The 22,627-nt window shown below is 45.5% G+C and carries 21 protein-coding genes; 12 read left to right on the forward strand and 9 right to left on the reverse strand.

Features of this window, described 5'->3' with window-relative positions:
• Nucleotides 1-11 precede the first annotated feature (11 nt).
• The 7 genes from minD to QUB08_RS12370 all read left to right on the forward strand — a co-directional run bounded on the left by minD (nt 12) and on the right by QUB08_RS12370 (nt 5,508).
• Nucleotides 12-818 carry a septum site-determining protein MinD gene (gene minD / locus QUB08_RS12340; protein ID WP_333224976.1) on the forward strand — a complete coding sequence of 269 codons (807 nt, stop codon included), beginning with the start codon at nt 12-14 and terminating at the stop codon, nt 816-818.
• Between the two features lie 206 nt (nt 819-1,024).
• A complete protein-coding gene (gene minE, locus QUB08_RS12345) occupies nt 1,025-1,396 on the forward strand; it encodes a cell division topological specificity factor MinE (protein ID WP_333141518.1) in 372 nt (123 codons plus the stop codon).
• Between the two features lie 17 nt (nt 1,397-1,413).
• A complete protein-coding gene (locus tag QUB08_RS12350; RefSeq protein WP_333224977.1) occupies nt 1,414-1,722 on the forward strand; it encodes a hypothetical protein in 309 nt (102 codons plus the stop codon).
• 289 nt (nt 1,723-2,011) lie between these two features.
• Nucleotides 2,012-2,587, forward strand: a complete 576-nt coding sequence (locus QUB08_RS12355) for a TerD family protein (protein ID WP_333083448.1) — start codon at nt 2,012-2,014, stop codon at nt 2,585-2,587.
• Between the two features lie 12 nt (nt 2,588-2,599).
• Complete coding sequence (locus QUB08_RS12360) at nt 2,600-3,202, forward strand: TerD family protein (protein WP_333224978.1); 603 nt, start codon at nt 2,600-2,602, stop codon at nt 3,200-3,202.
• Nucleotides 3,203-3,325: 123 nt separating this feature from the next.
• Nucleotides 3,326-4,690 (forward strand): VWA domain-containing protein, encoded by a 1,365-nt coding sequence (locus QUB08_RS12365; RefSeq protein WP_333224979.1) that lies wholly within the window; start codon nt 3,326-3,328, stop codon nt 4,688-4,690.
• A gap of 116 nt (nt 4,691-4,806) precedes the next feature.
• The gene (locus QUB08_RS12370; protein WP_333224980.1) at nt 4,807-5,508 is read left to right on the forward strand and encodes a zinc-dependent metalloprotease family protein; all 702 of its coding nucleotides are present in this window, start codon (nt 4,807-4,809) and stop codon (nt 5,506-5,508) included.
• Nucleotides 5,509-5,539: 31 nt separating this feature from the next.
• Here QUB08_RS12370 and QUB08_RS12375 read toward each other — a convergent pair whose 3' ends face one another.
• On the reverse strand, nt 5,540-5,995 hold the full coding sequence (locus tag QUB08_RS12375) for a TerB family tellurite resistance protein (protein WP_333224981.1): 456 nt from the start codon (nt 5,993-5,995) through the stop codon (nt 5,540-5,542).
• A gap of 218 nt (nt 5,996-6,213) precedes the next feature.
• The gene (locus tag QUB08_RS12380) at nt 6,214-7,383 is read right to left on the reverse strand and encodes a DUF58 domain-containing protein (protein WP_333224982.1); all 1,170 of its coding nucleotides are present in this window, start codon (nt 7,381-7,383) and stop codon (nt 6,214-6,216) included.
• Between the two features lie 279 nt (nt 7,384-7,662).
• On the opposite strand from QUB08_RS12380, the gene QUB08_RS12385 reads away from it, so the two are divergent.
• From QUB08_RS12385 to QUB08_RS12405, 5 genes are all read left to right on the forward strand, one after another.
• On the forward strand, nt 7,663-8,946 hold the full coding sequence (locus QUB08_RS12385) for a PilT/PilU family type 4a pilus ATPase (protein WP_333224983.1): 1,284 nt from the start codon (nt 7,663-7,665) through the stop codon (nt 8,944-8,946).
• A gap of 566 nt (nt 8,947-9,512) precedes the next feature.
• Nucleotides 9,513-11,144 carry a polysaccharide biosynthesis protein gene (locus QUB08_RS12390; RefSeq protein WP_333224984.1) on the forward strand — a complete coding sequence of 544 codons (1,632 nt, stop codon included), beginning with the start codon at nt 9,513-9,515 and terminating at the stop codon, nt 11,142-11,144.
• 608 nt (nt 11,145-11,752) lie between these two features.
• The gene (locus QUB08_RS12395) at nt 11,753-12,940 is read left to right on the forward strand and encodes a glycosyltransferase family 2 protein (protein WP_333224985.1); all 1,188 of its coding nucleotides are present in this window, start codon (nt 11,753-11,755) and stop codon (nt 12,938-12,940) included.
• A gap of 201 nt (nt 12,941-13,141) precedes the next feature.
• Entirely contained in the window at nt 13,142-14,932 is a 1,791-nt protein-coding gene (locus tag QUB08_RS12400) for an AAA family ATPase (RefSeq protein ID WP_333224986.1), read from the forward strand.
• 106 nt (nt 14,933-15,038) lie between these two features.
• Nucleotides 15,039-15,287, forward strand: a complete 249-nt coding sequence (locus tag QUB08_RS12405) for a DUF4926 domain-containing protein (RefSeq protein ID WP_333224987.1) — start codon at nt 15,039-15,041, stop codon at nt 15,285-15,287.
• Between the two features lie 17 nt (nt 15,288-15,304).
• On the opposite strand, the gene QUB08_RS12410 is transcribed toward QUB08_RS12405, so the two are convergent.
• The 7 genes from QUB08_RS12410 to QUB08_RS12440 all read right to left on the reverse strand — a co-directional run bounded on the left by QUB08_RS12410 (nt 15,305) and on the right by QUB08_RS12440 (nt 22,546).
• Entirely contained in the window at nt 15,305-15,637 is a 333-nt protein-coding gene (locus QUB08_RS12410; RefSeq protein ID WP_333224988.1) for a DUF5615 family PIN-like protein, read from the reverse strand.
• Entirely contained in the window at nt 15,634-15,864 is a 231-nt protein-coding gene (locus tag QUB08_RS12415; protein WP_333224989.1) for a DUF433 domain-containing protein, read from the reverse strand. The genes QUB08_RS12410 and QUB08_RS12415 overlap by 4 nt, the downstream gene beginning before the upstream one ends.
• A gap of 582 nt (nt 15,865-16,446) precedes the next feature.
• Complete coding sequence (locus QUB08_RS12420; protein WP_333140030.1) at nt 16,447-17,001, reverse strand: NYN domain-containing protein; 555 nt, start codon at nt 16,999-17,001, stop codon at nt 16,447-16,449.
• 180 nt (nt 17,002-17,181) lie between these two features.
• On the reverse strand, nt 17,182-18,042 hold the full coding sequence (gene murI, locus QUB08_RS12425; RefSeq protein WP_333224990.1) for a glutamate racemase: 861 nt from the start codon (nt 18,040-18,042) through the stop codon (nt 17,182-17,184).
• A gap of 111 nt (nt 18,043-18,153) precedes the next feature.
• Nucleotides 18,154-19,941: an N-acetylmuramoyl-L-alanine amidase gene (locus tag QUB08_RS12430; protein WP_333224991.1), complete on the reverse strand. Its 1,788-nt coding sequence runs from the start codon at nt 19,939-19,941 to the stop codon at nt 18,154-18,156.
• A gap of 455 nt (nt 19,942-20,396) precedes the next feature.
• Nucleotides 20,397-20,903 carry a hypothetical protein gene (locus QUB08_RS12435; RefSeq protein ID WP_333224992.1) on the reverse strand — a complete coding sequence of 169 codons (507 nt, stop codon included), beginning with the start codon at nt 20,901-20,903 and terminating at the stop codon, nt 20,397-20,399.
• Nucleotides 20,904-21,523: 620 nt separating this feature from the next.
• Nucleotides 21,524-22,546, reverse strand: coding sequence for an alpha/beta fold hydrolase (locus tag QUB08_RS12440; RefSeq protein WP_333224994.1), 1,023 nt, complete (start codon nt 22,544-22,546; stop codon nt 21,524-21,526).
• Between the last annotated feature and the right edge of the window lie 81 nt (nt 22,547-22,627).

The following is a 22,627-nucleotide window of genomic DNA, read 5'->3' on the forward strand; positions in this document are numbered from 1 at the left end:
TAAAATCGCTTATGGCTCGCATTATTGTTGTTACATCAGGGAAAGGCGGGGTAGGAAAAACCACCTCCACAGCCAATCTCGGCATGGCTTTAGCTAAGCGGGGACGCAACGTTGCCGTAATTGATGCCGATTTCGGTCTCAGAAATTTAGACTTGCTGCTGGGCTTAGAAAATCGCATTGTTTACACGGCATTAGAAGTTCTCGCTGGAGAGTGCCGATTAGAGCAAGCTTTGGTGAAAGATAAGCGGCAGCCGCGCTTGGTGCTGTTGCCGGCGGCCCAAACTCGGATGAAAGATGCCATCAGCGCCGAGCAAATGAAGCAGCTTGTGGGGATGTTGGGACCAAAATACGACTATATTTTGATCGACTCTCCTGCTGGAATTGAACAAGGCTTTCAAAATGCGATCGCCCCGGCTCAAGAAGGGATAATTGTTACCACTCCCGAAATCGCTGCTGTCCGGGATGCCGATCGAGTCATCGGCCTGCTGGAAGCCAACAATGTCAAGAAAATCAACCTGATCGTTAACCGGATCAGACCCGCAATGGTGCTGGCAAATGATATGATGTCGGTACAAGACGTGCGGGAAATCCTTGCCATTCCGCTGTTAGGCGTGGTTCCCGACGACGAGCGCGTCATCGTTTCCACCAACCGAGGCGAACCATTAGTATTGTCGGAAACGGCCTCTTTAGCTGGAACTGCCTTCGACAATATTGCCCGCCGCTTAGAAGGCGAAAAAGTTGATTTTCTAGATCTCAATCCCCATCGAGAAAACTTCTTTACTCGCCTCCGCAAGTTCTTAAATACTAAAATTATGTGATGTGCTGCAATATGGGCGATCGATCTTTAACAGCAGCGACTTCATCAAAAAAACTAGCCCAAATTTTCCCCCAGTGACACCAGTTCCCAAAAAGAATGAAACTGTAGGTCAACTTTAAACCATTAGGGAATGAGTGATTCCCCAATCGAAAATCGAAAATCGTATAACGTTTTCTATGCCTAACCCTTGACAAATCAGCCTGACCCATGATACACACACTTCTCGAACGACTTTTCCCGCGCACCCCTGACAACAGCCGCGACGAGGTAAAACGGCGCCTCAAACTGGTTCTAGCCCACGATCGCTCAGAACTCAGCCCAGAAATGGTTGAGTCGATGCGCCGAGAAATTCTAGAGGTGGTGTCTCGCTACGTGGAAATCGATACCACCGGGTCTGAGTTCTCGCTGGAGAGCGACCAGCGGGCCACAGCACTGATTGCAAATCTCCCGATCCGGCGAGTCAGACTCGAACATCCACCGGAGAATTTGCCCAAGAATTTGCCCCCGAATCGGCCAGAGAATCGACCAGAATATGTACCGGAGTATGTAGTCGAAATTCTCCCCGACACTACAGAGTGATAGGGATTGAGATTTTATTGTCCGGCAAAGAGTTCGATTCGAGCCGATCGGCATTTAAATTAAACTATAGCAACCGCTTTCGTCGGTTAGAAAATAGACTACAATTAGTGGCAAGTTTTGCAGAGCGATCGCGCCGACTTTTGGGCCCAAACTGTACATTTATACCTCCTTCATCAGGTCATCCCAGCGATCGAGTTAAATGGCATGAAGAAATCGAAGCCGCTCAAGAGTTCGGAATCCATCGCAACACCATCGACGCCACAAGTCTCGTGTGTTGCAACACACGAGACTTCCAAGCGGAGAGCCTTGTGGAAACGGCCGGGTAATGGTCACTTGCATCACAAAACACGGTCAAGTTCCGAGAGTTTGTCAAAATACACAAGCACAATAACCCAAGCTGAGATTACACAACTGTGGGAGGCAGGGCATGATTGCTTTGTACTCACACCCAAAAAATAATTAAGAGTTGTAATCCCTATTGACATCGGCACAGTTAGCTAATATTCTTTTATTTAAGATTAAAAATTCTACAACTATTTCCAGCAAAAACTTAATAAAGTTTTCCAGTCCGCGCCTCCCTCCATAACCACTTCTAATAAAGAGGAAGATTGAATCATGGCCGTATCTCTGACCAAAGGACAACGGGTATCGCTTGAGAAAGTTTCACCCGGTCTCTCAGAAGTATTCATAGGACTGGGATGGGACGTTAAAGCTACAGACACGGGTTCTGACTTTGACCTAGACTCATCATTGTTCCTCTTAGGTGCGAATGAAAAATTAATTTCTGACAATCACTTCATTTTTTATAACAATCTCACAAGTCCCGATCCAGACAAATCCGTGCAGCACATGGGAGATAATCTCACGGGGGCCGGCGAGGGGGATGATGAAGTTATCAAAATCAACCTCAAAAAAGTGCCTAATGATGTCCAAAAAATTCTTGTAACTGTAACCATCCATGAAGCACAGCAACGCCGTCAAAATTTTGGTCAGGTGCAAAATGCCTTCGTGCGGATCGTTAATGCCCAAACACAACAGGAAGCTGTTCGCTATGACCTTGTAGAAGATTATTCCATAGAGACAGCACTGATCATGGCTGAACTTTACCGGAAAGACGGTGAGTGGCGTCTCAATGCAGTGGGAGCCGGCTATCAAGGTGGTTTGCAAGCATTACTCGATCGCTATAGCTAAAAGGTAAAACACATGGGAATTAACCTACAAAAAGGACAGCGCATCTCGCTTTCCAAAGAAGCGCCAGGGCTAACAAAACTGATCTGCGGATTAGGCTGGGATGTGGCGAAACGCTCAGGTGGGGGTTTGTTTGGGGCTTTTAGCAGTGCTCCAGATTATGACTTGGATGCCTCAGTGATTTGTTTAGATCGAAATGACAAAGTGAATGATATGACCAATATCGTTTATTTTGGCAATCTCTCCCACCGTTCAGGAGCTATTACGCATCTAGGTGATAATCTGACTGGAGCGGGAGAGGGAGATGACGAGCAAATTCTCGTCGATTTATCTCGAATTCCCTCGCAAATTGTCAAACTGGTTTTCACAGTTAACATTTACGATTGCATGGCACGTAAACAAGACTTCGGACAAGTTCAAAATGCGTTTGTGCGTTTGGTTAATACGTCTAATAATCAAGAACTCGCAAAATATAACCTATCAGGTTCTGAATACAAAGGCATGACGGGGATGCTCATGGCAGAAATCTACAAGCATAATGATGAGTGGAAAATGGCGGCTATCGGTAACGGTGTTAAGGTTAATGGGTTACAGGAACTTGTGAAAACCTATGCTTAACAACTCCTTCGGTACATAGATGCTCCTTACTTCCTGGAATCCGAAGTGGGCTACAACGATCGAAACCTTTTTTTGTTGAGAATAGCTAATCAGCCGAATTTACATTGAAGGAAAACCAATAGAATGGGAATCCAATTAACCAAAGGTGAAAGATTAAGTCTTTCTAAAGCTGCTCCCGATTTAAAACAGGTGGCGATTGGCTTAGGTTGGGAGGTGAGCCAGGTTGGTCAGAGCTATGATATTGATGCTTCTGTGTTTATGTTAGGCGCTGCCGGCAAAATAATTCATGAAAAATACTTTGTATTCTATAATAATCTGAAATCACTGGATGGTTCTTTAAGACATTCAGGAGATAACAGAACTGGGCAAGGCGAAGATGATGATGAGACGATCTACGTAGATTTGACAAAAGTCAAGATTGCTATTGAGCAAATAGTTTTTGTTGTCACTATTCACGAAGGGCTGGAAAAAAATCAAAATTTCAGCCAAGTTAAAAATGCGTTTATCAGGCTTTACAACCAAGAGACAGGAATAGAGTTAGCTCGGTACGATTTAAAAGAAGCTTTTTCTCAAGAGACAGCTTTGGAGTTTGGCAGATTGTATAGAAAAGATTTGGCATGGAGATTTCAAGCAGTAGGAGAAGGCTATAATGCCGGCTTGCAAAGTTTTGTAGATCGGTATTTTGTTGATACTAAACAGGAAGAGAAGAAAGTAGACAAGCCTGTCTTAACTCCTGAACCTGAAAAAGAGACCAAACAGCAACCTATTGATATTACAAAAAAAGCAGATATAATCCTTTTAAAAGCAAAAGTAGATATTTGTCTTAAAAAGAAAGGGATTGAGGGTATCCTAGCAAGAGTCGCTTTGGTTTTGGATATTTCTGGCTCTATGAGCCATCAATATAGTTCTGGTGCAGTGCAAGCGTTCCTTGAAAGAATAGTTCCAGTAGCTAGCAGACTAGATGATGATGCTACATTAGATGTTTGGTTTTTTGGTTCAACATTCAAAAGAACAAGCTCGGTGACGGAGACAAATGTTGATGGCTATATCACAAAAGAAGCCGGCGAAATGAAGAGAGCTTTACTTGTTTTTAAAATGCCTTCTCTGATGCTGGAATTAGGTGGGGGAAACAATGAAAGTTTGGCAATACAAGATGTCATAAAGAAGTATACTCAGGAAAAGGCTAGTAAACTGCCTACATTTATTGTTTTCCTCAGTGATGGAGGTGTTACTAATGAGCAAGAAATTAAAAAATCTATAGTTGAAGCTGCAAAATATCCGATATTTTGGCAATTTGTTGGATTGGCTGGTTTTAACTATGGAATTCTGGAAAGACTAGACAGTATGGGTGGCAGGCTGGTTGATAACGCTAACTTTTTTCATTTAGACGATTTGCGAAAAATCACTGATGAACAATTGTATGAAAGACTGCTCAATGAATTTCCCGCTTGGATTAAGCAGGCAAGATTGAAAGGAATATTAAAATAGGGAAATCGGAGCATTTTGTTGCAGACTGTGGCAACTATCAACTCTACCCATAGCCCTAGCTGAAATTAGCTCAAATTAACAAGAATATTACGATAAAAAATTCCTACAATCAGTCAATGTCTCTGTACGATCGCCTAGACCTAACCAAACACAATCGCAAGCTAAAACTCCCCCTCTCTCAACGGCTAAACCTGACTAGAACCCCCAAACTCCGCTGTCACGGCTGTCGTTCCCGTATCCAGCCTCAGTGGGAGTTTTGCCCTTCCTGTGGAAGAGTTCTAATTGATAATGATAGCGATTTTCGCCGTTGTATTTGGGTAGATGTATCAGGAATGGATGTCGCACCCGAAAATAAAGAAGCGATATTTTCCTTACTGATGGACGCTTTCTCCAAACTCTACGGCGCATTTAGAAGCGTCAAGGTATTTTTGACCTCCGATCCCCCCGATCGCCAAGAGTGGGGGGAAGATTTTACCCATGTTTATATATTCGTGGATAGCCAGCCGGTTGACTATCTCGGCGTGGCTAGCTTCAAATCGGGAATGGTTACAGATCGGGCGATTATTCGGATTGATCAAGTATTCTATGCTTCTTACAATGCCAGCCTTAGTCTCAATCAACTATCTAACTTAATTGCAAATACCATTGCCCATGAAATAGGACATACACTAGGACTCGATCATTCTGCACTTCCGACCGATGTCATGCACAATGGACTCGTTCATACTGTTCATAGCTTAATGCCTCCCTCATTTCACGCAGAGCAAATAAACTCAATGAACAATGCTATTCGCAGATATAAAGCCTTGAATAATTGATTGGCTAGAACCAACCATAAAATAGCTGAATTTAGAGATCGAATTCCCCTGGATTAATGCCTACAGCATGGCAAGCTTCTTTGACAACCTTCTTTTCATCTTTGTCAAAATTACCATCCGCACCACCGATAATAATGCCAATTTGGATGACGGCACGACCTTGGTCTAGTTTTTTATTAAGTTTCCCTATCGCTTGGATAGCCTCAATTTTACCAAAATCGAAGTCCTGTGAGAGCTTCTCACAATAAAAATCAAATTTTTGCTTCAACTCCGACGCCGGAAAAATTTGGAGTGTTTCATTGGAAATTATTAGAGCCGCCGTTTTTTGTCTTTCCTCGGTATTGATAGTGCCATCAGCAGCAGCAATCAATGCACATATTGCCATTGAGGCATCAGCAAAATCATTATTTTTAAACTTGGAAATATTGGTTTGCAGAGAATCATTGATTTGTGATACGTTCTGCTTTAATTTCTCCCAGAAAGTCATTTTTTCTCCTGTTTGGTGACTGAGATATGATGTTTATGACCGGAGTCACAGTAATCTAAGCTGCTCTTGACTTGCCAAGCAATTGCCCGACCATGTAAGACCCTTAACTTTATCAATTACACTCCTGTAGTTTATCATGTTTCTTGATATTTTAGATTAATCAAGTCAATCTTCATAACTAATCGCTCTTTCACAGTTTTTTTCGTGGTCTATCTTACTTAATAATTAATCGCTCTTTCCAGAGTATCTTGTAACTGAAGTTCTAACGGTCGGTCAGAGCGAATTTTCAAACCAGGTAAATCCTGTTTGACTAACGTTTTGTCGCCGGTTTCAGCAGTTGCCAACGGCCAGAGCACCCAGCGGCTGCCAGGGGAAAGAGTGCTTAAACTTGCAGAGTTTTGAGTCAACCAAATTATCGGCAGTTTCGACCGATTATCGATCGCATCTTCCCCAGCATTAACCGCCGCTAAAGTTTCCAAAACTACCCGGTTCCCCGATACGAGTCCAGTCCCGGCAGTCCAAAGTTTGACGTTTAACAGGCGCTTGCTAGCATAGAAGTAAAGAGACGCAGCTACTGTCACGGCTCGTTCAAATTCTTCTGGCTGCCACGCCGCAGCGCTGTCGAGAGCAATAATAATTTCTTGACCGCCGGCTGCAACTTCTAACTCTCTTACCCGCAGTTCTCCGTAGCGGGCGCTGGTGCGCCAGTGAATCAGGCGGGTGGGGTCTCCGTGGCGGTAAGGTCTCAGGTTGCGGGTGAGGCCTTCGGTAGCAGTTTGCGATCGACTGCGATTGTAAAATTGCGGGCTGTCTTCCTGACCGATGCGATCGATCAAAGGACAAGTGCTCAACGGCAAAACTTGTGGATACACAACCGCCACCGCTTTGACTGGGCGGCTGCGTCGGCACCAAAACAACCCTAAAGGTGCCGCCGTCCTCAAGTTTACCTCTTGCCACCGATAGACGCCGCGCTGCCGGACTTCTAGATAATATGTATCCCTGTATATACTGTTAGGCTCTATGACTTCGATCGGGCGGACAACCGGTTCTCCCAATACAAACGGCAAGATGTCTATCACTTGCAACAGAGTCTTAGGTTGGCGGGCGCGATTTTCGATTTCTAGTTCGACGGTGATTTGATCCCCCGCACTCACCGGTTCGATCGGGCGGCGACGGACTTCCAAGGAACGGAGCGATTTTCCCGGCAAAACCGCGGCTACTCCCAACAGCGCCAAACCCCCACCGCTGAGCACGTACAGCCACCCAGACATTGTATTAGTCGCTGACCCAAAAAAGAAAACCGTCATCCCCGACAGCAGCCAACCCGCGTAGGCAGGGGTAACAGCGCGATTTTCGAGCCAGTCGGCGATTTTGTGACCGATGTTCATAGGAGTTGAAATTGTTAATTACTCGATCGCCCCATCAAGCCTAATTGTAAATTATTCTCAGCATTTAACACCGAATTAGCTGCGAGCGATAAGATTAGAAATCGGGTACTTTTTCGCAATTAATACATTGACCGCGCCCAACAACGGATACAAGCCCCAACACTCGCTTTGTGGAGATACCCCAATTTTAGAGCTTAGTTCAAGCTCCCAGATTAATCTGTCGAGTAAATCTAAAATCTAAAATCTAAAATCTAAAATCGATTGACTGGAGACCAAAAAATGAACCCATTAAACAATCCTACACCCCTTCAACCAGAGGCTCAAGCCCGCCGACGAACACCGCCGCCGCCGCCGCCCTTGGCTGCAACTCCCCCGCCACCTCCTGCACCTGCGCCGAGTGCGCCCCCTGCAGCCCAGCAGCGGCCTGTCGAGACACCCGTCAGTACGATCGAACAAATGGTCAGAGATGCCCATGCAGCGAGCGCTTCCGACATTCACATTCGAGTCGGCCAAGTACCTCGATTTCGGATTCGGGGCGTGATGCAAGTAGCAACTAACCACCCCAAAGTAACCCCAGAAATTTTTGAAAATTACCTAGCCGAAATTCTCACCCCCGAACAGCGAAAACAGTTTGCAACTACCAAGGAATTAGACTCAGCAATTTTTTACCCTGGCTTCGTGCGGTGTCGGCTAAACTGTTTTGATTCCCTCAGCGGCGGTGCCCTAGTATTGCGGTTGATTAGTTTGGAAATACCTACTATCGATTCCTTGAGGTTGCCAGAAGTTTTCAAAAACATCATTTTGCGATCGCAGGGATTAATATTGGTTACAGGGCCTACCGGTTCGGGGAAATCGACAACCGTAGCTGCGATGATCGACCACCTCAACCAGATGGAGCAAAAGCACGTAGTTACAATTGAAGACCCGATCGAATTCATTCACCCCTCTAAAAAATGCTTGGTCAGCCAGCGGGAAGTCGGCTTGCATACCCACGAGTTTCAGCAGGCTTTGCGGGCTGTTTTGCGGGAAGATCCAGATGTAATTCTGATCGGGGAAATGCGCGATCGCGTTACAATCAATACAGCGTTGCAAGCAGCTCAAACTGGTCACTTAGTATTGGGAACTCTCCACACTCGCAGCGCCATTAACGCTCTTAATCGGTTGTTGAACCTCTACCCGCCCGAGGAACAACAGGCGATGCGGATTCAAATTTGCGATTCTTTAGTAGCGGTAATTGCCCAACTTTTGCTGCCAACAGTTGACAACCGTCGGGTAGCAGTTCACGATATTTTGGTGAATACACCTGCAATGCACGATTACTTGATGAAAGGTGCTGATGATGAAGCTTTCCGATTAATGGAACATGATACTTACGAAGGAATGCAGATTATCAACCAGGGTCTTTACAAACTGGTGCTTGAAGGCAGAGTGACGATCGAAGAAGCAGCAAAAATTTCTCCCGAGGCCAGCGATTTAGACCGTCGCTTGCGGACAGGAGGCTACGATGTTGCCGACGCTCGCGGCTTTGAAGGCAGCAAAAAAGAACGCACCGTTCGCGCGTAGTAGCAGCACACATACAGGGGTAGGCACAGCAGGACTACCCCACCCCTCAAGTAACAAGATTTTCAGCAGATAGAAATATTTGCTTAAGGCGTTTGTGCGTATTTTTACTTAAACTTCAACTATGTTTAGTAACCCAAAATACATTTTACTTACAAAGTAAAATGCTATAATCAAGGTAGAGTGTATTGTTAAGTTTTTTAAACGTAGATCCTACTTTACATAAACTTTAAAATTACGTGAAAACTCGCAGGTTATTGCAAAGAAATAGTAAAGATAGGTTCGGAGTATTGCCAACACTCAGCAATTTAAGTATATAGTTGTAGTGACCAATTTTGGACAGAGAACATTCGGACTTTGCCGATATTTGCCGCTCGCAGAAGTAAGCAGGTTAAAAAAGCGCTTAATAAAACTACACGCAGAGCCGATCGCGTGTTTTTCCAATTAAGTAGCTTTCCGTCGAAACAATCCTAAAACCAAGCAGACTTTTAAAGATTCTGTCCCTCGAAAATTTGTTTAACAACGCGCTTATCAGCAACGGTATTTCTAGAATTTAAAGGAGCAAAAAAGTGAAGAGTGCATTTAACCAAAAAGAAGTGTTTGAAGGTGCCAGCAAAGCGGAAATAATTGAGCGCATCCAGCAGCTAGTTCCCCCCGGTTCCCCGGAGCCCCAAGATTCTGAAATCCTCGCGGCCTTACAAATTCTCACCGCGCAGCTAATCAGAGCCTATCAAGCCGACGGACAATTAGAAAGCGAACCTTTTAGCGACGTGCGCGATCGCACTATTCACCTATACGCATCCACAGTCAGCAGCCAAATCAAAGGAAAAACCATCCTCATCACCGGTGGGGAAGGATGTGTCGGTCGTTTCTTAATCCAAAAACTCCTCGAATTAGGCGCAACTAAAATCATTTCCGCAGACAACGCCCGATGTCACAACCCCGAAGAAAATCTCCCGCTTTTTACCAGAGAAGGTGCTGTAACTTTCTATGCCGCCGACATTCGCAACCTCGACGCGCTCAAACACATATTTGAGGTAGAAAAACCAGCAATTGTTTTTCACCTAGCAGCCCAACGCCAACCCGGACTAGCTGAAATCAAAATCCGAGAAACAGTTACAACCAGCCTGTTAGGATGTAAACACATCATCCAACTCTGCGAAGAATACGGCGTAGAACATTGCATCTTCTCTTCTACAGGCAAAACATCTCGATATTTTACAACCGAAGTTTACGCCGCCTCGAAAAAGTTTGCCGAATGGCAATTTGCTAAAGCAGCTCAAGAAGGAGATGTCACTTACGGGATGGTTCGCTTTACCCATATGTTGGAAAATAGCTTGTTCTGCGAGCAAATGTCCAAAAAAGTAGAGCAAGGTAAAACTGTCAACGTTCACGCTCCCCACCGTTACGTAACTGCTCAAAATCTGGTCGAAGCCGTACATTTATTGCTGAATTCTTTGGTTGTGTCCGTTCCCGGCAAACTGAAGTTTGTCGCAGTAAGTAATCTCGGTTGGCCGACAGAAACCTTGGAAGTAGCTCTTTATAAAATTCTTGAATCAGGCAAAAATCTGCCGATTTATTTTCAAGGACTTTTGCCGGGATACGAAGAACCGTTTTTCCTGGGACAATTTGACTGGAAAAAGCCTACAGACATTCACCTCCTAATTAATGTCTTGGAAGATCCTTTTAGAAGTGTTAACGATGCTGGCGACATGGTGAGTGTAGAATTAGCTCCTTTTTCTTTGCCCGTCTTAGATAAACAAGTTTCAAAGCTGGAAAGCTTAATCATCGATCCAGATTTCCCCGAAGTGCAAATCAAGCACGCTCTTGTCGCAGCGGAAAAAGAAGTCATTGCTTCCTCTTTTGCGTGGAGTGCGCCTGAAGACTTGTTGAAGATTTTGCAGTGGGGAATCAATCCGAAGAAATTGCAAGGTTACGGAACGGAAATCGCTGACTATAGCGAGATTATCGAACTCCTCCTGCAAGGAATTTGCGGGCGGCTTAACCAAGAAGTCTTGCACAGTGCTGAAGTTACGGCAGATGAGTTTGATGACTTAGTTGAGAGTCTTTCTACCCTGGATTTGATTCAAGCAGAAGTGGGATATTTGCGATCGATATCGAGATATCTCAGAGAATTTGCACCCCCCGCACAGTTCACCACCAAAAAATCTGAACCTGTTGCTATCCGCGATGCAGCGTAGCTTGAACATAGTTTTGAGTTGGGAGATTACTTCCTGAGTGCCCACCCACAGGGGATGAATGAGTTATATCAATTCCGGTTGCAGGAGCGAAATGATTGTTGACTATTGACTGTTGACTGTTGACTGTTGACTGTTGACTCGGTGTTAAAAAACTGAAGGATTGAGTGTTGATTGTTGACTCGATTTTATGATTCCGATGCAACCGGATTTGATGTTAAACATCGACTAAGTGTTTAGCTGATTAAAAATAGAACACCCAGAAACCTGGTTTCTTTTTGAAACCGGGTTTCTCCAGTCTGGGCTTGTTTGACGTTTAATTAAATTGAGTGACTTAACATTGTCAGAATTGACATGATATGATCTTACTGGAAACCGCACAACCGCAATCAAATTAATTTTTAGTGAGGAGGCTAGTCCTAATATTTTTAGGAGGACTTAAGTTCTCACAACAAATGTGAGAAGGGTGATTGTTGGCGGGCATGATATAATCATACTTTAGATAGCGTGGCGCAGTGAGTTAACAAAGATGCAATAAGATTAAATACACTCAATGAACGCAACAAATAAAATTAAATTAAGGTACTAGAATTGTGGAAATTAATCAGCTAATGTTCCTATTGATTGATGTTGTGCTATTGGCGATCGCCCTGATCCTTCTAATTCCCGTTGCAGTTCTATTTCTAGAATGCAGTGCAGCTTTCTTGTCCGGCGAGGGCGAGACAGCGGAAACTAAAGCGCCCCGCCCCAAAGTAGCAGTTTTAATTCCCGCTTACAACGAAGCTGCAGGAATTGCCGCCACCATCTCCACCATATTGCCACAGCTAACACCTCAAGACCGCCTCTTAGTGATTGCTGACAACTGCACGGACGCTACGGCAGAAATCGCCCGTAACTGCGGTGCAAGTGCGATCGAGCGCCAAGACACACAACGCAAGGGCAAAGGATACGCACTGGATTTTGGCTTGCAGTCGATCGAATCAGACCCCCCCGAAGTAGTCATCATGGTTGACGCAGACTGCATCTGTCAGCCAGACTCTATAGAAAAATTAGCCAGGGTTGCAGTTGCTGAACAAAGACCCGTACAAGCGACTTATTTAATGGAACAGCCACCAAATCCTACTCCCAAAGATTCCATTTCTGCTTTAGCATTTCTTGTGAAAAACTTAGTCCGTCCCAGCGGCTTAAAACAGTTAGGATTCCCATCATTACTAACCGGTACTGGCATGGCTTTTCCCTGGTCGATAATTCGATCGGTTTCCCTAGCTAGCAGCAATATTGTTGAAGATATGCAGATGAGTTTGGATTTGGCGATCGCCGGACATCCCACAGTATTCTGCCCCGAAGCAAACGTCACCGGGTGTTTGCCACAGCAGCAAGCAGTAGCTAAAACTCAAAGAACCCGATGGGAACACGGTCACATACAGACATTGTTAACTCAAACTCCCCGGCTGACAGCAGCTTCAGTCGAGCAAAAACGTTTTGACTTATTGGCGATCGCCCTCGACTTATCCGTCCCTCCCCTGTCGCTTTTAGTTGCTATCTGGCTAGCTGCTTTTGCCGCCTCTTTACTAGGAGCAATTTTGGGAACATCCTCAATTCCCGCCGTCTTGTTAGCAGTACAAGGATTGCTGATTTTAGTTTCAATTGTCAGCGCTTGGGCAAAATTCGGGCGTGCCGATATTTCTGGCTCAACTCTTTTATCTGTACCTTTTTACATCCTCTGGAAAATCCCTTTGTATCTAGGTTTTCTCCTGAAGCGGCAAACTAAATGGGTGCGGACAGAACGCGATGTTTAGTATTCGGTAGTATTCGGTAGGGTGCGTTAGCCAGATACTTGACGCAACTAGAAAATCTCGTTTATGACGCACCTTACGAAGAATAAACGGGTGCGGACAAAACTCGATATTTAGTTAGTATCAACTGCAAATTCAGCAAACGAATCTTTTGTCTCTAGTGAATCTAATCTCATGTACTTTAAGCACATTAGTCTGAGAAACGTGGGTCCCATTGAAAAAATTAACTATGATTTTGCATTTACCAATGATGAAAATCCTAAACCGCTTATTTTAGTTGGCACAAACGGCTCTGGTAAGAGTATTATTCTTTCCTACTTGTTGAATGCTCTAATGGCTGCACAGCAGGTTGCTTTTGATGATGCAGAGGTACAAGAAGGTAAAGTCTATAAGCTTCGCAGCACTCAGTACATAAGAAATGGATCGACGTACTGTTATGCAAGGGTGAACTTAGGGCCTGATTTTAGTTGCTATGAGTGGCAGCTTGCTTGCTCACGAGAAGATTATGTGAAAAACTTTGGCGCTCCCGAAATCGATAGTTCATTTTGGGATATTCCTTTGCAGGAAGCATCAATTTTTAACACAAATTTTATTAATAATCCAGTAGAAGTATCCAAACAATTCAGAAGTAATTGCGTATTATACTTTCCAGCAAATCGCTTTGAGCAACCGGCATGGTTAAATGAGCAAAATCTTAATGCGACAGCGGAGTTTGTCGAGCGTAAAATGATAAACAGAGTCTCAAATCGCTGGATAATTCAGCAATCGCCGCTCACTGTATCTAAAAATTGGCTTATGGATATTCTTTTAGATAGAGAGATTTACGATCGAAAAATATCACCGTTCCCCGTCCAGTACGATCCTAGCCAAATATTTCCCATAATGCCTCAAATATTGTCGTATAGAGGAAGTTCTACCAATATTTGGGAGGCCACCACACAGCTTATTAAACTAATTTTTAGAACAGAGGATAATATTCGCTTTGGAATCGGGCCACGGCAGAATCGCACTATATCTATAATGAAGGATAATGAGACGGAATTCATCCACAATATTTTTCAGCTCTCGACAGGTCAAACATCAATTCTCAACATTGTCTTATCGATTTTACGAGACTTTGATATGTCTGGTACACCATTTGAAAAATTAGAAGATGTGAGTGGAGTAGTTATTATTGACGAAGTTGATGCACATTTGCACGCTGACTTACAGTGCAATCTGTTACCAACAGTCATTAATATGTTTCCAAAAGTTCAGTTTATTCTCACTACTCACTCACCATTGTTTTTGTTAGGAATGAAAACAAAATTTGGCGAGAGTGGATTTGAAATTTTGTCTGTTCCAGCAGGGTTGAAGATTGGTATTGAGGAATTTGAGGAATTTCAATCTGCTTTTGATTATTATAAGAAATCAGATATATTTCGACAAATTGAATCTGAGGTAGACCAAGCCCTAAAACCCGTTATTTTTGTTGAGGGCGACTATGATATTAAATATTTAAATAAAGCTGCTTTGCTTCTTGGTAAACAATCGATTTTAGACCAGATTATTTTGTGTGATGGTGACGGCTATGGCAATCTAGACAATATTTGGAAATCCTTCAATAATAATAGGCTAGCGATAGCTTTGCCAAAAATCATTGGTCTAATATACGATTGTGATACAAAGAAGCAACCCTCTGACAAGGATATGGTTAAGAAACGTGTTATACCCACAGTTTCTAATAGTCCGATCTCAAAAGGGATTGAAAACTTAATCCCAGCAAAGAGAATTAAGGAGCTTCGAGAATCACATCCTCAGTTTTTTGATATAACACCCAAAGTGGAAAAAACTGTTCGTGGACTACCAGAGATCCAGCCAGAGATTTGTGAAATAAATAAGTCTGAGAAGCGAAATGTGTGTGAATGGTTATGTACAAACGGCACTATCGAAGATTTTGTTCAGTTTAAAGTTGTATTCGATTTAATTGAAGAGATCGTTGGGCTAGCTAATTAACAATTGGTATCGCTAGAAGATGCTGGGCAAACAGTGGTAGATTATCATTGACTTGTTATATAATCCACATTCCGCACCCGCTGTATAGTGCCTGGAGGTGATAAGAGTGGCAAAGAATACAGTCAAATTACTAGATGTTGTTGCCTTAACTGTTGACATTCCTGAATACAACCTGCGGTGCGGACAAGTTGGGACAATGGTTGAACTGTTGGCTGATGGTGCAGCGTTTGAGATTGAATTTAGCGATCGCAACGGACGCACTTATGAATCTCTCGGACTGCCAAGAGAGAAAATCATGGTGTTGCACTTCGAGCCCGCATCACCTGATATCAAGCCTGAGATAGTTACAGCGTAAGCAGGACTACTCTTGAATCAATGAAGCTCTAAGCAGTGAATGCTAGAATTACTTAAAAGCTCTTGAATCGCTTCTTGTCCAGAGCGGATCAGAGTTTCGACTTGATTGGTGGGTGCGTTTCCACATCTTAACCACACTACTTTCGGTGGAGAACTATACAGCCGACTTCTTTCCGTAAAGTCTGCATCTTGAGTCACAATACAGAAATCGTTCAACTTCGCGAAATCCCAGACTTCTGTATCTGTTTTCTCTGCTAGCTGATGAAACTGAACATGGCTAGGATTAGGGAAAATATCAGCCAAGCAAGTAACTAATTTTCGGCTCAGATTTTGATCGAATAGTAGTTTCAAGCCGCACTCACCGAAGCAACTAAACGATGATCGCGATCGGCTACAAACTCTAGACAGGCTCTAATGTCTGTTTCTGTTAGTTCTGGGAAGTCGTCAATAATCTCAGTAATAGACATTCCAGAAGCCAGCCAGCCAAGAACGTCGTAAACCGTAATTCGCATCCGACGAATGCAGGGCTTGCCACCACGCTTATCCGGCTCTATGGTGATGATGTCGCGATAGCTCATGATACAGGTAAAGTGTTTGCATCTACATTATAGAAAAACATATCGGAAAATAAAAACAAAAAGTCTGAAGCTGGAAAATTCCAACTTCAGACTTTTACTAACTCCCCGGGTAGGATTTGAACCTACGACCAATCGGTTACACTTATCCCAACGTTTCCGAAGGGGGCGGACTATTTCATCATCCCTACAAATCATGTTTGTGATTTGTCGTCGGATGTCGGGCGCTATGAGATTTATTGGTTAGGCTCCTCATCTCTAGTCTCTGCACCTTTCCGGCTACTTGCGATCGTAACCGCTGCCTTTCGCCAGACTTGGCTCAAGATTGCCGCCACCCGAAGTGCTGCGGTTTCCTTGAATTCACCCGATTTTTCAGTATCCGTTACCGGATAGAGCTGCTATGTCACTAGGGCTTTTGGTTGATGCCAAAGGCTTGCATTCATTACAGCCGACCGCTCTGCCACTGAGCTACCGAGGATTGGGGGTTTTTGTTACCCACATTTACTAACAATAGCTGAACTTACTCGATTTGGCAAGGCCTTTGATAAACTTTTTTTTTGTCAGACAGCGAGCGGGTTTCAGCAGCTAATGCAGCCCCATTCTCAACTTGGCGAGACGCTGCTGGGATTCGGGATCGAGGGAATTGGCGAGAAAACGACTGGAGTTGTGTTTGCGGGATTTGTGCTGGCGCTCGCTGCGGCGGGCAGTGGATTCTACGTCAGCCGCTAGTTGTTCGGCGGACATCCATTCGGCACCGTAGCCAACTACGGTCAATTGCTGCGCTCGGTCTGAGGTGGCGACAATCATGCGGCCTTTGCCTTTGACCGATCGCAACTCATACCGCAAATTAGCACAAGATTTTTCAATATAAGTATCTGCTGTCTGACCGAAGTCAGTGTAGTGCACCGATAAATTTTTAGTAATAATTTCTTTAACGCCGGGAGTATCTCGATAGTGCGCGTCAAACACCAGCCTGGCCTCAAAATCTTGAACGGCGCTGTAGTTAACTAAAACCTCAATCAACTCGCGGCGAGCTGTTTCGAGTTCGTCGCGATCGCGCTTCTCTCGGAGTCGAGGCCAAAGTCCAATTATGTTATAGCCGTCTACAAGTAAAACTGCTTGTGATACATAGGGTGACATGGTTCAAGGCTGAAGAGCTCCAGCACGTATAGGACATTATTTGCATTGTTCATCAAAGCTTTTGTTCAATAATATTACCTATTGATGTGTAATTGCTAGGTTACATCGCAATAATTAAACCCCCCAGAACCAGCTTTACCTGAGTTTTGGGGGGTTTGATTAACCTATAAATTTTCCGGCTTATTCGGCAGATTCCAGCGATACGGGCGATGGCTTACGCCCCGGTTCGCTACGTACAACTGTCGGCAGGGATATTTTCTCAACAGCAGGAGTACAACCGAGCCACTGCACCGACAACTGGGCAAACTGCTGCGGGGGGCCGCTCACGCAAAAACGAGTCGGCAGCGCAGTACCAGGATTCCGCAGCCCCAAAAGCTCCAATTCTCTGGCTGCAGCCGCCACCACCCGTACCGCAGGATCGATCAATGTCACCCCAGCAGGCAAAAGCGATCGAACCACAGGAGCCAACAGCGGATAATGAGTGCAGCCGTAAATCAGCGTATCGATGCGCTGCTGAATCAAAGGAGCCAAATATTCCCTAGCCACCTCACAAGTATAAGGATCGTGAATTCGGTTTTGCTCCACCAGCGGCACAAAAGCCGGACAGCTAACCTGCCACACCAGGCAAGAATCGTCCATCTCCAAAATCGCATTTCGATAAGCATTGCTAGCAGCCGTAGCAGGAGTCGCGATGACCCCGATCCGCTTGCCTTGCTGCACAGCAGCCTGCGCCCCCGGCAGAATTACTCCCAGCACCGGGATATCAAATTCAGCCTGCACCATCTCCATCGCCAAAGCAGAACTGGTGTTGCAGGCCATAATGACCATTTTCACATCCTGTTCCACCAACCAGGCCATAATTTCGCGGACAAACTCCACAATTTCTGACGGGGTGCGAGTGCCGTAAGGCAGCCTCGCCGTATCTCCAAAATAAAGTATCGATTCGTTGGGCAATTGTTGGTACAACTGGGTCAAAACAGTCAAACCGCCCACGCCGCTGTCAAAAATACCGATTCTTTGTTGTCCAGAGTCTGTTGTCATTTGTTAATAGTTAGTTGTCTGTTGTCTGTTGGCAGTTGGCAGTTGGCAGTTGTCCTGTTTGGCCGATGCCCTGTTTGGCCGATGCCCTGTTTGGCCGATGCCCAATTACCATTATCTTTGTTGAAGATAAAGTAAAATGCCGCGAGCGATCGAAGCCGCCATTTGACTGCGGTAAGCTGGGTCAGACAGCCTAGCAGCATCCTCAGCACCCGTGACAAAACCCACCTCCAGCAAAACAGAAGGCATAGAAGTCTTCCTCAAAACATAAAATCTCGCCTGCCGCACCCGGCGGTCAGTCGCCCCTGTCCCCTGCAAAATACTGCCGTGAATCACCCGGGCCAAATCTTGCCCGTTCTCGAAATAATAAGTCTCAATCCCGCTAATATCCGGCCGACTCATATTAATCGCATTAGCGTGAATGCTCACAAACAAATTAGCATTCACCCGTTCTGCCAAAGAAACTCGGGGTTCCAGGTCGATTTCCCTGTCGTCAGTCCGAGTCATCACCGCCTGCACCCCTTGCTGTTCCAGCAGCCTCGCCACCTGAAGCGAGATATCCAAAACAATCTCCTTTTCCTGAATGCCCTGAATCCCGACTGCCCCCGGATCGCGGCCACCGTGACCAGGATCGATGGCTACTACCGCGCGGCGGTTTGAAGCTTGGGGCAACTCATCGGTTCCGAAAGTCCTTCTCGGCAAAGGCTGCAAATTGGGAGTGCGAGTCAAAGGCTGCGCGCTAGCATTTGATCGCAACTGCAAAGACAGCAACTGCGGGTTGGGTCTCGTCACCCTGCCTACCTCTACCCCCGATCGTGGCTGCACCCAAACCACCACAGTCTCCGCATCTTCTTGGCTGGCACTAAATGATACAGGACTGTTGGCATCGAGCTGAGGAATTTCGCCCGTCAGGACACTAGAGGCGATCCTAATCCAGTAAGCTCTCGACCCCTGATCCCACCCGCTGGTATAGGAGACTTGGCGGTCAGTTCTGACCACCAGTTGCGTGCCGTTACTGGCTAAATCAATTGACTGAACTCTCGCTAAATTTCCTTGAGATTGTCTCGCCGGAGGAGCTACAGTCAGGCTGCGGGGAACCGAGGGCTGTCTTACACTTCCAGGCAATAGCACAACCCCGCCCAAATTGCTCACAGACGCTCGCCACTGAGTATTAGGACTCTTCATCCGCAAAGTCACGCGGGTAACGGGCGGGTCTGTTGGCAGTTGCCGGACTTCAATCTTGTCAACCCCGTGCTTACCGTTCGTTTGAGGCTGTTGGCTGCTTAGGCTCGGAGCTAAACTAGCTCCTTCAATATCGAGGGTGGCGATGTCCCCGGCCCGACTTTGTTGAAAATTAATTTGGGGGCGACCGCCCGCAGTGCGGACTAAAAAACCGTCCGCCGTCACCTGAACGTTCTGAACTACAGTCGCCTCGGCCGACTGGGCTTGGGATGCTGAAGGTTCAACCGATAACCTTTCTCCCCCTGGCTCTGAAATCGGATTTTGAGTTTCTCCCCGCACCGGCGTTGGCAAATCCACTGTCCACTCGCTCGGAGAAATACCCCGGAATTTTACTTGATCGGGGTCTATAGTAAACCCGTCTCTGATCTCGACCACAATTCTGGTCGTATCGTTGTCAAACTGCCCTACCCGCACCGATTCGATCGCCCCTGAGAGCGGTTTGCTGACCGAGGGACGCCCCAGACTCGTCCCCGGCAAGTCGATTACCAACCGCATCGGGTTGAAAATCAGTTGAGCCTTGGGTTGTACTCCCCCGTCTGTTGTAATGTAAAGCCGGTTCTCTGAAGCATCAAAGCGCCAAGATTGCAGTCTAGCTGCTTCGGCGGCTCCGGCGAGCAAAAATACACTTAAGAAACTCGGTAGTAGCCAGTGGAATTTCACGACAGTTTTTTCCTCGTTTGCGTTACTGCCAAAAGCTGGAAGGGCGCTGCTTGCCCTCAGAGGCTTTCAGCAGTTAGCCGCCAGCATACCGGGGGCTTGGAGCCGTCAGTTGTTGGCTAAATTGACTTTTTTATGCGTTAATAGGCTCCAAAATGCCAGATCCCGGCATTTTTGAACTTTCCCGTATACTTGGGGGCGATCGGTTATAAGCAGACTGAAAGATTGTGGACACAGGGGAAGGTATTTATTTTTAGGAGCAAGAAACAAGGTGTTTCTTGAAGTTAGAAGGTACAAGTTAGAAGGTACAAGTTAGAAGGTAGAATTTTACCGTTCTTCCAGGGAGGGCTTTCATAGCTCTTTAATTTTGGCGAAGCTCGTTACGGCCAGGGTTATAATCCGCTTTACACTTGCGTTTTGTTCTAACTTTTCCTAAACTACCTCAATAACTTAACAACTTACCTCGACAACAATCCGGATTTCCAAGATTTAGGTAACTTTTCAAGGTCACCAAATGTTAGTCCCTGACCAACTGACATATTCTTTTGGAAAAGCTTTTTTGCTACTTTTTTGCTAAGAGATTGACAGTTAAATACAACTACATATCGCCCCTGCTCTCTTTTTTTCTGGATTTTTTTAATCAGTGGTTTTCGGTGCTGCTTGACACTTAGTGGGGCGATCGTGATTGCGCCCGCCAATTTAACATTATGATAGCTAGTCCATGTTTTCAGCAGTAACGGGAGAGTTTTGTGTGTTACTTGGGCCGGCAATGCTTTGTGTTTTAGGCTCTTTTTGAGTGCACGATCGACAGCCAGAGCATTGGTTGGTTGGCCAGAGAAAAAGTTTTGACCGTAGATATAGTAGTTATCGCAGTTGTAAAGTTTGTGGGACAGCAAAGACAAGCGATCGGCTTCTGGGTAAAACCTGTGATTTGGTTTAATGACTTGCCTTTCGACTAACTGCATAACTTAGATGTGTACTACCAGTTAGAGAAGATACACTATCTTGGTGATTGTGTCAATCTCTGACTTTCTAAAAAAACGGGCCATCAATAACAGTAGATACAGGACATCACAGAAAGACGGAGACTTACTTTCCCGCAGGAGTCGTCCACAGCAAACAAGTGGTTTAGGTTAGTTCAAGCCTCTAGATAGCGGCTGGGGAGTCAATCGATTTTAGATTTTAGATTTTAGATTTTAGAGGCGACCCCACGGATAAATGCTCTTTCTTGAGGATTTTAGATTTGAGATTTTGGATTGATTCCACGGATAAATCACGTGGCGGGTACCACCTTTGAAATTCGTGGTCAATCTCGAACCTCAAATCGACTGACTCTCTAGATAGGGAAGTTTTGTAATATCGCAACCGCCCTGACGGTGAGGACGTTCTTAATTTTGGAAACCTAAGCGGTCGATTACGCCTTCTTGCAGGACTTCTTTTTACCCGCTCCGCTTCGTCGCTACAGCCTTCAACATCTGCTATACCATACCACCGATGCGATCGAGTTCTAGCAAATTTATTTTTAAGCGGGATCGATACCTGCAAGTTATTTTTTTCCCTTAGAAATCCACGGCCCCATGTCTAATCAACAGTGCTGCAATTCGCTCTCGCCCATAGGTGGAAAATTCCGGCTCATCCAGTTCAAAATTGCTTGATTTACTTGTTCCGGGCATTCATCCTGGGGACAGTGGCCCGCATTGTCTAATTCAACTAGCTCTACATAATTGGGATTGCATTCGACAAATTGGTGGGGTCGGGCGAACCGAGGGGGAATCATCCGGTCTTGTTTACCCCAAATTAACAGCATGGGGATTGTTAAATGTCGCATCACAATCTTGACACTGGGGCAAAATTTTGAACTACCTACAGCTTTAAATAAAGCGCAGAAGGCGCGGGCTGCTCCCCGATCGCCCGCTGGCCCTGCTAGAATTTCAACTAATTCGTCGGTAACAGCTTCGGGGTTGGAGTAGGCAAAGCCAACCCAGCGACGGACAAAGGAAGGCTTGCGGGCAAAATAAAACAGAGGCCGGAGTACGATCGGAGAAACAAACAAACTTTCAACCGCTTCGATCGCCGGAAGCAGCCATCCAGGCACCGCCTCGGCTCGCACAGAGGGGTCTGGGAGGCTAATCATTACCGTGCCGGCCACCATGTCCGGGTGAGCCGCCGCTACGGCCAGACAAATTAGTGAGCCGATCGAGTTTCCTGCCAATATTACTGGCTCTCTGATAAAAGTTAGCCAAAAATCATAAACTTGATCGACCCACAAAGACACAGAGTAGTCGATCGGAGCTTTTTGGGAAGCGCCAAACCCTAACAAATCCAAGGCGTAAACGGTTTGGTTTTCGGCGAGTTGGGCGAGATTTTGTCGCCAGTGTCCGATCGAAGCTCCAAACCCGTGCAGTAAAATAATCGGCGTTCCCGATGCGCGCGGGGCCATTGGTTTGGCCCCAGAATCTTGAAATTCCAGCGCGCCTTGATTTCGTACCCTATCGGGCCGCAAATAAGTGTAGCGAGTTTGCCAGCCCCGCCACATCCAGTCTCGTTGAGTTCCCACCCGTTGGTGCCAAAGCAGAGAATTTGTCAATTTTGCCTCAGATCGCAACATAAATTTACCAAAAATAATGGGTTTAAAGCCCCGTCCTTCTAGGACGGCTTTCTTTAACTGTGGTATACTTACGCTAGTTAT

The organism is Microcoleus sp. BR0-C5 (assembly GCF_036705045.1).
In the GTDB taxonomy this organism is placed as follows: Bacteria; Cyanobacteriota; Cyanobacteriia; order Cyanobacteriales; family Microcoleaceae; genus Microcoleus.